The organism is Clostridium oryzae, from assembly GCF_002029235.1.
Lineage (GTDB): Bacteria > Bacillota > Clostridia > Clostridiales > Clostridiaceae > Clostridium_AE > Clostridium_AE oryzae.
The window spans coordinates 1-9,012 of the sequence record NZ_MZGV01000107.1; the positions used below are offsets into that span (position 1 = coordinate 1).

Below are 9,012 nucleotides of genomic sequence, written 5' to 3' on the forward strand. Positions count from 1 at the left end.
AGTACATCGGTATAAATCAAAGATTTTATTATCATACGCCTATCCTTTCCTATTAAATACTATAATAATAAACTTCTACCTTTTTATATCTCAAATTGCAATTTATCAACATGCTCATATACTTAATAGATATCTCAATGCATCTTCAGTAGGATTATCATAATACTCTTTAAAAGTTCCTACATTTCTGAAATCAAAATCACTAAATACTTTTTGCATTGGATAGTTTGTAACTCTTGTCTCTCCTCTAAAATCTTTCATTCCTTCTTGTTTCATCTCACCTATCATTTCTTCAAATAATTTATGAGCTAGTTTTTGCCCTCTACAACAACTTTTAGTTCCTATACTAGTAATTTTAACGTAATTTTTTTCTTTTCCCCATTTGAATATCGATAAGTATGCATTTAACTCGTTATTTTGTTTCACTAAATAAATAATGTTATGTTCTAAATCACTTAAAATTTCTTGCCACAATTCATTATCCCAGTGATTTATTCCAAAACATTCTTTATCTAACTCTAATAACTCATTTTTATCTTTTAAAGTGAACTTAACTATTTCCATAAATCATTACCACCTTCAAATTACTATGTGTTTGTGTATTATCTAAATAATCTTTAATTACAATTATGTATCATGTTAGTATAATTGTAACATATCTTACATGTATTCTTATATCGACAGGATAAATAAACACACACAAGCCCGCCAACATCCCTCTACCAGAACATCAGCGAGCTCCTCACCCCTATTCTCTAAATCAACTTTTTCTTAAACACATCCTTAAGTCCAGCCTTCTCAATCCTCTCCCCAATCTCCTTAACATTCAACGTATAAAGTCCAACATCCTTCATATGCTCAAAATACTCTGCTCCAGCAAAAGTATATCTATTTCTCCTGCCTTCCTTTGTCTCCATCTTCTCATTTGCATAGGCTATAATATCACCTATTGCTGTTGTTCTTGGAAGTTGCAGTGGGGCATGCCCAAAAGCCTGTGAAGCCGCATTATATCCCGCTAGAGAGCCACTGGCGACAGCTTCAGCATGGTGGTCCAAATTGCGACAAATTGGAAATTATTACAATATGCTGATATACCTTGCAATAACTTGTCTGAGAGACTTAAGAAGGCAAGAATGATGACTGGGTTGTCCCAAGTAGAGCTTGCTAAAAAGATTGGCATCAGTCGTTCTGTTTTAAATGAAGTTGAAGCTGGATACAGAGATAAGATATTAAGACCTACTTTGCTTAAGCTGCTAACTGTGCTTGATAAAGAAATTCTTTGTGATGATTATTATATGTTTGTCCTTGAGCAGGAAGAAAAGCTGAAGCTACTTGTTGAAAAATATGGATTGAGAAAGCTAGCTAGGATAATTGGAATTGATGCTTCAAGTTTGGATCATTGGAAAAGGGGGGATTATCAGATTTCAAGGATATTTTTTAAGAGGATCCTGAAACTGAAATTATTTTAGGTTCAGTTCCAGATGTTCTTAATATTAATTTTCAACCTTCAAAGAAAATTTTATCTTTACAAAATTACTATGTATTAATCTTTACTATTATTTATTTCAAAAATTAATTACCTCCACATTTACAACAATACCGACAAAATTTAGTTCACTAAAAAACACTTTACATTGACTTCACTTCTTCTAACATTAAATGAAGCTTTTTTGAATAAATCTTATGAATAAAATTTGGCACTAAAAATTTTATGCTACGCATCTTATTTATGTCATTTTGTAACAGCATTAAATCTTTCATTCTCAAATTCATATTAGTTTCAAATGCTTCAATTTTAGATTTAGCTTTTATGTAATACGTATAGTACTTTATTGCTTGTACTAAATCTTCAATTGTTTTACAAAAAAGAGATACGCACAAAAGTATTATATTAATTATTGCTACCAATGATATTTTATTGACCATTATTATTTCAATAATCAGACTCAATATGACTAAACTAAATAATCCAATACCCCACAAAAATTTTTTATTCAAAACACCATTCCACCAAATATTTTCTTCTTGGCATTTTAATATTACATGCACATCTTTGCCATCAGTTTTATAAGTATACCAATCCTTTAAGCCCGCTGGCTTATCCTTACCCGTATTACTTATTTGGATATTATACTCTTTTTCATATTTTTCTTTCATTTTTAAAGCACTTTCTTTTATTTCTAGCATACTATAGTCACAGTATTTATCTTTACGGTCTAAATGAAATAATTCAGAATCTATATACTCCTTTGTAGCAGCCCCTATTTTAACATTACTAATTGCAATTTTATTAACCATAAATACCCCAATTGCTAATATTGCATTTATTAGCAATCTAACATTTTCCAATAAATCAAATTTAGTTCCTATTATACTTAATATAACAAGAATTATAGCTAATACCCAACTTAAATCATTATAAAATTCAGCTAGTTCATAATGCTTGCGTTGGGAAAACTGTAATCTTAAAATTCTTTCACTATTTTGTTCTTTATATATTCTATGCATCTTCCCTCCTATTAAGCTCTTTAATAATCGATTCATAATCTTTTAAAAACAATTTTTGATATTTATCTTGTTTCCATTTAATCACTTGATTTTTGTGACAATTTCTTAACTTTTTTCCACTGCCACATGGACAATATGCATGCCCCCTGTAATTTTTAATTGCTATATATTCAAGAATATTCAATGTAACTTTCAAATTTTTTACATGGAATAGCTCTGAATAATATTCCAATTTTCCTTTTGCTCCATGACTTCTATCTCCAAATGGATAAACATTATATTTTTTAAAATACTCTACTGCAAAGTAATACGGAATAACATATGAATCAATCCATTGAACTAGTGAATTTCCTTCAACAAAAAACAGCTTTTGATCCACATCCGTTGCCAAACATAAAGAACCATCTGAATAAATATGACCAAACCTGGATGGAACTATTTTTCCAATATTGAATACTACTGGTAATTCTTCAGGATAATTAATATGTAATCTTATTTCTACTCTATATAATGCTATGATATGTTCATCGCAATATGTATGATTAATATATAAGTTCCCTATTAGCAAATTTCTCTGATTGTCATATTTCAAATTTGGATACTTAGAAATTACATCATTAATTTCTTTATCATTTATCACAATGTGACCTCCAGTGCTTGGGAGTATTGATGATTAATTGTGGCTTTAAAAAATTATAATTGTTCTTATTAATATTTTTCTGAACATAATTACTTCCAAGACCATTCTCAAGTGCAGATATAAACTTATCGTCTTGTTCATATAAAGAGTCAATAAAATCTTTTTTAATTTGCTTGACCCATTGAAAAAAACATACTGCTTTTTCAGGTTCTTCATTCCAAGCATCGGCTAAATTATCTTTAGGATTAACTGGATTCATAATAATCCATTTTCCGTTTTGTCTTTCTATAACCTTTTTTTCTTTATAAACTTCATTAAATTCTGATTCATTCATTCTTTGTATGTTTGAATAAACTTCAAACTCATGCACTATAAACTGTAAAAGGTCATAAACATCTAATGATGGCGACGCATTTCGAGCTATCAAAGCAGAAATGGTTGTAATAACAGCAGATAACGGTTTATCTCTCTCTCTTTTGTTTTTGGAAAAATATACATCTCTATGTCTCTTTAGTAATTGTATGACTCTTTGCAATGCCGAACGTTCCATTCCTATAGGTATTGATTCAATAGAATTATAGAATCCTCTACTTTCAGATATCATTTTTTCTAGTTTAGTTTGTCTATTGTATTCTATAAATGGTGCATTAATGACTTCAAACCACTCTCTGTAAGCTTTAGGATTGCTTGTACTCCATTTATAAACACCTTTTTTTCTATTTGTTATTGCAACTGCTTTATTCGCCATTGTTATGTTAATTCCCTTACTCTGTAAATAAAGTATTGTGTCATTGTCCTCTCTAACTGCTGGTACAATATCCATATTAAAATCTATACCATCTATTTCTGCGTATTCCAAAGTCCAACATTTGTCATATTCTTCTTTGCAAAGTAACTTTTTATATGTTTCGTTTTTGCATAATGCTTTATAAACATCATATTTTATTGTCTTAGCATTAGTATTTTCTTTCTGTTTATTAACCCTACAGATGAAATCTAAATCATAGCTACCATCTTGCAAATTTCTATATGGTCTCACTATTGTTCCTATGCTAAAAGAACCTTGTGGAAATATATCAACTTCTAATCCCACCTCTTGTAAATAATGTCCGAGATTTTCATATTTCTCAGTCGCATTTTTAAACATTGTTGGAGTAATATCTAATCCCTTTACTAGCTTAACAAGGTCTTCTTTTCTTAATGTTTTATTCATTTTTCCTCCTTCTTTACAGCAAACTGTAATTATCATAATTAGTGAAAATGCCTTTGTATTATAACAGTATTCTATATAAAAAGAGAAATGACCTACCTCTTGTTTTTATTATCTTGTTTTTAATTTTTTTCGAACTGAAGTTCTAGATTGAATAATAGAATAATAAATGATAAACTTAATAAGTGAGATTATAATCATTTATTGGTCATTAATATTACATATTTGAGAGAACTGAAGCGCCAACTTCAGTTTTTCTATGTTTTATAAATTCTATATCCATTCTTATTAATTTCTCATTGTAAATCAACAAATTGTTTTCCTACCATCCCTCTCTATGAAATTACAGACATAATCTGTTCTATTAAAAAATGCATATTGGAAAACGGGTTCATTTCTCCAATATTACTCTTTATATCTTTTCCTGAAACTTTATATTTGTTAACAAGCTTTTCAGCATTATTAATTGCATCTTCAACACTTCCATTTTGAATTATTTCTCTAATAATTCCTTGACTTGCTTTTCCATAAGTTTCTTTTAAATGATCTGATAATCGGTTATAAATTTCTTTCTTTGTCATTTTAGTTTCTACATCTTCAAAATGCATCAACAACCACACTTCAAATAGATAGTTTGAAATTAACAATTCAAGCTTATCATTTGAAGATAGCATTTGCAAAATAATCTTTTGGATATTAGGAGGAGCATCACAATCAAAGACTAAATACTTTTTGTAATTATGATATTTTCGGTTATTATTCTCATCCTCTAAAAAAGCTTCTGCAAAATGAAATACTCTACTTGCATTTCCATTAGCAGATTCTATCTCAACTTTAATATCATTAAACTTGTTTTTTCTTATAATATCAGCAAAATACTCCAAATAATATTTTTCAGTTGCCCCTTCACAAAATATTAAAATACGTCCTAAATTTACCGGAATAGTATTTTTATTACGTTTTCCTGATAGTATAGTCCTACCCAATACTATCACTTCCCAATATTTCATCATAATTAAATATTGGAATAGCTCCATATTTACCTTGTAAATAGTCTTTATTAAAAGTTGCATCATCTCGAACCTTTAAATCTGATAATGAATATATTCTTGATTCTCCTCGTATATTTTTATCTACAAAGACAACCTCATCTCTTCTGAATTGCTCTTTATTTAGTATGGAGATATCATGTGTAGTAAAAATTAATTGAGCCTTTTTATTGTTACTAGACTGAAATATATCTATAATTAATTTGGTTAGTAATGGGTGCAATCTTGCAGAAATTTCATCTACAATAAAAACACCACCTCTTTCCGTCATTCCTATTACTTCCTGAATATACGACAGAAATCTCAATGTTCCGGTAGATTCTTGATGTAAATCAAAAAACTTTTGGCTGACTATATCTCCCGATTCATCATACACATCATGTACTGTCTTAACTATCTTTTTTTCTTTTTCTTTTCCAGTTTTTTCATCAATAATTGTTTTCGTTTGAATATCCAGTCCTTTAATTCCAACATCAATTTGATTTAAATATTGTTCAACCTTTTTTCTAAACCCATTGTCATTAACTAATCGCTCATTCAATTTTACTAACCCTGCCACACTTTTAACTGAAGTCTCAAAAAACAGTTCAGAAAAAACGTCATATTCATTAGTAAAGAAATGTATAAAATCATTCAATAATAACTTTTTAACATCTTCCTCAAGAAAATATTCTAATACAGATAGATACAATCGTTCCTTTGGAACTTTTGTATATGAACTTAAATATTTACCATACAATTTACTGTATGAAATTTCTTCATTATTTCTCTCAAATACTTTTTTATCATTAATATAGTACCACTCATTTATTACTTCTTTTTCAGTACATTCAAAACCATATTGAATTTTCTTTTTATTATATTCAAAAATAATATCAAATTCCGATGAATTCTCAATCTTTTCCGATAATTGAAAAGATTCTAATTTGCTATTCAAATCATTTCCTATGAAAACATCCTCTTCATTTTCTTTCTTAGTGATAAATTGCTGAAAAATATATCTTTCGAAAAAAAACATAGCAGATATAAAATTGGATTTACCTGAAGCATTTGCACCATATATTGCTGTAGTTTTTACCAATCCTGTTTCATCCATTGAATGCAATAAATGAGACATGTGTTGTTTATAACTCGCTGCACGTAAGTCTAATATTGCTTCATCCTTAAATGATGTATAATTTTTAACTTTAAACATAATTAGCATCGTTTAACCTCCTACCTGATTTTAATTATACAACTTCATTTTCTCAAAATCAATAATTTTACGAAATTTTCGTGTTTTTTATTAATTTATCACGGTAAGTTTTGCAAATAAGTATTCCAAATCAGTTTTTTTCGTTTTGTAGTAATGTGTTCAGATTGTATTTGGGTAGTATACCTAATATATTTAAAATAATTCAAATGTAACTTTTGTATTTGTGATACTTACCAACAATTAAATTATCTCATAGACACAAAGTCCGCCAACATCCCTCTTCAAGGACATCAGCGAGCTCCTCCCTACTACTTCCTAAACCACCTTTTTCTTAAACACATCCTTAAGTCCGGCCTTCTCAATCCTCTCTTCAATCTTCTTAACATCCAGCGTGTAAAGTCCAGCTTCTTTCATATGCTCAAAATACTCAGCTCCAGCAAAAGTGTACCTATTCCTCCTGCCTTCCTTCGTCTCCATCTTTTCATTAGCATAGGCAATAATATCACCGATTGCTGTACTTCTCGGAAGTTGCAGTGGGGCATGCCCAAAAGCCTCGCAAACCGCATTATATCCCGCTATAGAGCCGCTGGCGATGGCTTCAGCATGGTGTTCCAAATTGCGACGAATTGGAAGTTTTTACAATATGCTGATATGCCTTGCAATAACTTGGCTCAGAGACTTAAGAAGGCAAGAATGCTCACTGGCATGTCTCAAGTAGAACTAGCAAAGAAGGTTGGCATCAGCCGTTCTGTTTTAAATGAAGTTGAAGCTGGATATAGAAATAAGATTTTAAGACCAACTTTACTAAAGCTGCTTACTGTACTTGATAAGGATATTCTCTGCGATGATTATTATTGTTTTGTCCTTGAGCAGGAGCAAAAATTGAAACCGCTTGTTGAGAAATATGGTTTGAGAAACCTAGCTCGGATGATTGGAGTTGATGTTTCAAGTTTGGAGCACTGGAAAAGGGGGGATTATCAGATTTCGAGGAGGTATTATGATAAGATTGTGGAATTGAAATTATTATAGTTCTAGTTCCGGAAATTCTTCGTATTATTTTTGAATTGCTAAGTAAAAACATCACAAAATCCATCTCTGAATAATGCGGTGTTCTAGAACAATACTCCATTTACTGCTTTTCGTTAAATAAGAAGATTGCGTATGAAAGTAAATAAGAATCGTTTAAAAATTTGATTTCGACTTATCAAGTTTAAGTTGTTCTTCACCCCATTTAGACAATTCATTCAATGCAGGAAGTAGTGCTTTACCTCTTTCTGTTAAAGAGTATTCAACTTTAGGAGGAATTGCTTCGTATTGGATTCTAACGATAAGATTATGTTCTTCCAATTCTTTTAAAGATTTTGTAAGCATCATATTGGTAATACCTTTAACTTTTCGTTTTAATTCATTATATCTAGTAAAATCATTTTCGAATAAGTACCACATAATAGGCAACTTCCACTTTTGCCCAATAATCTCTAATGCGTATATAAGGGGACATCTTGTATTATAGTTCTCATTTATAGAATCACTAGGTAATTCTACATTACAATCCAAATCAGCATTCATAATTACAACTCCTTTAAATTCAGTAGTATATTTTTTATACTAACACAGAAAAAACTGCGTACTTATGTATTTATAACTTTATGATATATAATTATAGCATAAAGTTATAAATACATAAATATGTGAAAAATAGGAGTGTTACTATGAAAATTTATGCTATTAATGGAAGTCCAAGAAAAAATAAAAATACAGCTACATTGCTTCAAAAGGCTTTAGATGGAGTAAAAGAAGCTGCTAAAGACAAAGAAGTTGAAACTGAAATAATTAATTTATATGATTTAAACTATACTGGATGTAAAAGCTGTTTTGCCTGCAAAAGACTTGGCGGTGCAAGTTATGGAAAATGTGCAGTAAAAGACGATATTCAAGAAGTTTTAGAAAAGGTATCTCAAGCTGACGGGCTTATTTTTGGTTCTCCAATATACTTTGGTAATATAACAGGTCAATTACAATCATTTATAGAAAGACTAATCTTCCCTTATTTAGTGTATGATGAAAACTATTCTTTAATTCCACCAAAGAAGATGCCAACAGCATTCATTTATACAATGAATGCTTCAGAAGAATTCATGGATAAAAGTGGATACCTGTCAACTTTTAATAAAATTGAATCTGGCCTTGAACGTATGTTTACAAAACCATTAGTTATGTATTCAAATAATACTTACCAATTTGATGATTACTCAAAATATAAATCCAATGCCTTTTCTGAAGAAGCAAAAGCAGAACATAGAAAAATACAATTTCCTTTAGATTGTCAAAAAGCATTTGAATTAGGTGCAAATTTAATAAAATAATATAACTAACTAAAGTGAATAGCTCCTTTGAAATATTCTAATTA

At 29.7% G+C, this 9,012-nt stretch carries 12 protein-coding genes; 3 read left to right on the forward strand and 9 right to left on the reverse strand.

From position 1 onward, the window contains the following. Positions 1-114: 114 nt before the first annotated feature. Positions 115-564 carry a GNAT family N-acetyltransferase gene (locus tag CLORY_RS21780; RefSeq protein ID WP_079428516.1) on the reverse strand — a complete coding sequence of 150 codons (450 nt, stop codon included), beginning with the start codon at positions 562-564 and terminating at the stop codon, positions 115-117. A 191-nt stretch (positions 565-755) separates the two neighbouring features. Beyond that, the gene (locus tag CLORY_RS23140) at positions 756-1,055 is read right to left on the reverse strand and encodes a hypothetical protein (protein WP_139376121.1); all 300 of its coding nucleotides are present in this window, start codon (positions 1,053-1,055) and stop codon (positions 756-758) included. Between CLORY_RS23140 and CLORY_RS21785 the strand changes: the two genes are divergently transcribed. Then, positions 1,044-1,469, forward strand: a complete 426-nt coding sequence (locus tag CLORY_RS21785; protein ID WP_079428518.1) for a helix-turn-helix domain-containing protein — start codon at positions 1,044-1,046, stop codon at positions 1,467-1,469. The genes CLORY_RS23140 and CLORY_RS21785 overlap by 12 nt on opposite strands. 160 nt (positions 1,470-1,629) lie before the next feature. On the opposite strand, the gene CLORY_RS21790 is transcribed toward CLORY_RS21785, so the two are convergent. From CLORY_RS21790 to CLORY_RS23470, 6 genes are all read right to left on the reverse strand, one after another. Continuing rightward, positions 1,630-2,508, reverse strand: a complete 879-nt coding sequence (locus CLORY_RS21790; RefSeq protein ID WP_079428520.1) for an S-4TM family putative pore-forming effector — start codon at positions 2,506-2,508, stop codon at positions 1,630-1,632. Continuing rightward, a complete protein-coding gene (locus CLORY_RS21795; protein ID WP_079428522.1) occupies positions 2,501-3,148 on the reverse strand; it encodes an SEC-C domain-containing protein in 648 nt (215 codons plus the stop codon). The genes CLORY_RS21790 and CLORY_RS21795 overlap by 8 nt, the downstream gene beginning before the upstream one ends. Next, positions 3,138-4,361: a nucleotidyltransferase domain-containing protein gene (locus CLORY_RS21800; RefSeq protein ID WP_079428524.1), complete on the reverse strand. Its 1,224-nt coding sequence runs from the start codon at positions 4,359-4,361 to the stop codon at positions 3,138-3,140. Before CLORY_RS21800 ends, CLORY_RS21795 begins: the two co-directional genes overlap by 11 nt. A gap of 332 nt (positions 4,362-4,693) precedes the next feature. Then, positions 4,694-5,344, reverse strand: a complete 651-nt coding sequence (locus tag CLORY_RS21805) for an RloB family protein (protein WP_169911717.1) — start codon at positions 5,342-5,344, stop codon at positions 4,694-4,696. Continuing rightward, the gene (locus CLORY_RS21810) at positions 5,337-6,611 is read right to left on the reverse strand and encodes an AAA family ATPase (protein ID WP_079428528.1); all 1,275 of its coding nucleotides are present in this window, start codon (positions 6,609-6,611) and stop codon (positions 5,337-5,339) included. Before CLORY_RS21810 ends, CLORY_RS21805 begins: the two co-directional genes overlap by 8 nt. Before the next feature lie 306 nt (positions 6,612-6,917). Further along, positions 6,918-7,217, reverse strand: a complete 300-nt coding sequence (locus CLORY_RS23470) for a hypothetical protein (protein WP_169911718.1) — start codon at positions 7,215-7,217, stop codon at positions 6,918-6,920. On the opposite strand from CLORY_RS23470, the gene CLORY_RS21815 reads away from it, so the two are divergent. Beyond that, positions 7,206-7,631 (forward strand): helix-turn-helix domain-containing protein, encoded by a 426-nt coding sequence (locus CLORY_RS21815; protein WP_169911719.1) that lies wholly within the window; start codon positions 7,206-7,208, stop codon positions 7,629-7,631. The two genes, CLORY_RS23470 and CLORY_RS21815, sit on opposite strands and share 12 nt — an antisense overlap. Positions 7,632-7,784: 153 nt before the next feature. Here CLORY_RS21815 and CLORY_RS21820 read toward each other — a convergent pair whose 3' ends face one another. Then, positions 7,785-8,171 carry a winged helix-turn-helix transcriptional regulator gene (locus tag CLORY_RS21820; protein WP_079428532.1) on the reverse strand — a complete coding sequence of 129 codons (387 nt, stop codon included), beginning with the start codon at positions 8,169-8,171 and terminating at the stop codon, positions 7,785-7,787. Positions 8,172-8,314: 143 nt separating this feature from the next. Between CLORY_RS21820 and CLORY_RS21825 the strand changes: the two genes are divergently transcribed. Then, the gene (locus CLORY_RS21825; RefSeq protein WP_079428534.1) at positions 8,315-8,968 is read left to right on the forward strand and encodes a flavodoxin family protein; all 654 of its coding nucleotides are present in this window, start codon (positions 8,315-8,317) and stop codon (positions 8,966-8,968) included. Positions 8,969-9,012 lie beyond the last annotated feature (44 nt).

Coding starts and splice junctions, on each gene's coding strand:
- CLORY_RS21780 (WP_079428516.1), bottom strand. CDS start 564: ATGGAAATAGTTAAGTTCACTTTAAAAGATAAAAATGAGTTATTAGAG.
- CLORY_RS21785 (WP_079428518.1), top strand. CDS start 1,044: ATGGTGGTCCAAATTGCGACAAATTGGAAATTATTACAATATGCTGAT.
- CLORY_RS21790 (WP_079428520.1), bottom strand. CDS start 2,508: ATGCATAGAATATATAAAGAACAAAATAGTGAAAGAATTTTAAGATTA.
- CLORY_RS21800 (WP_079428524.1), bottom strand. CDS start 4,361: ATGAATAAAACATTAAGAAAAGAAGACCTTGTTAAGCTAGTAAAGGGA.
- CLORY_RS21810 (WP_079428528.1), bottom strand. CDS start 6,611: ATGCTAATTATGTTTAAAGTTAAAAATTATACATCATTTAAGGATGAA.
- CLORY_RS21815 (WP_169911719.1), top strand. CDS start 7,206: ATGGTGTTCCAAATTGCGACGAATTGGAAGTTTTTACAATATGCTGAT.
- CLORY_RS21820 (WP_079428532.1), bottom strand. CDS start 8,171: ATGAATGCTGATTTGGATTGTAATGTAGAATTACCTAGTGATTCTATA.
- CLORY_RS21825 (WP_079428534.1), top strand. CDS start 8,315: ATGAAAATTTATGCTATTAATGGAAGTCCAAGAAAAAATAAAAATACA.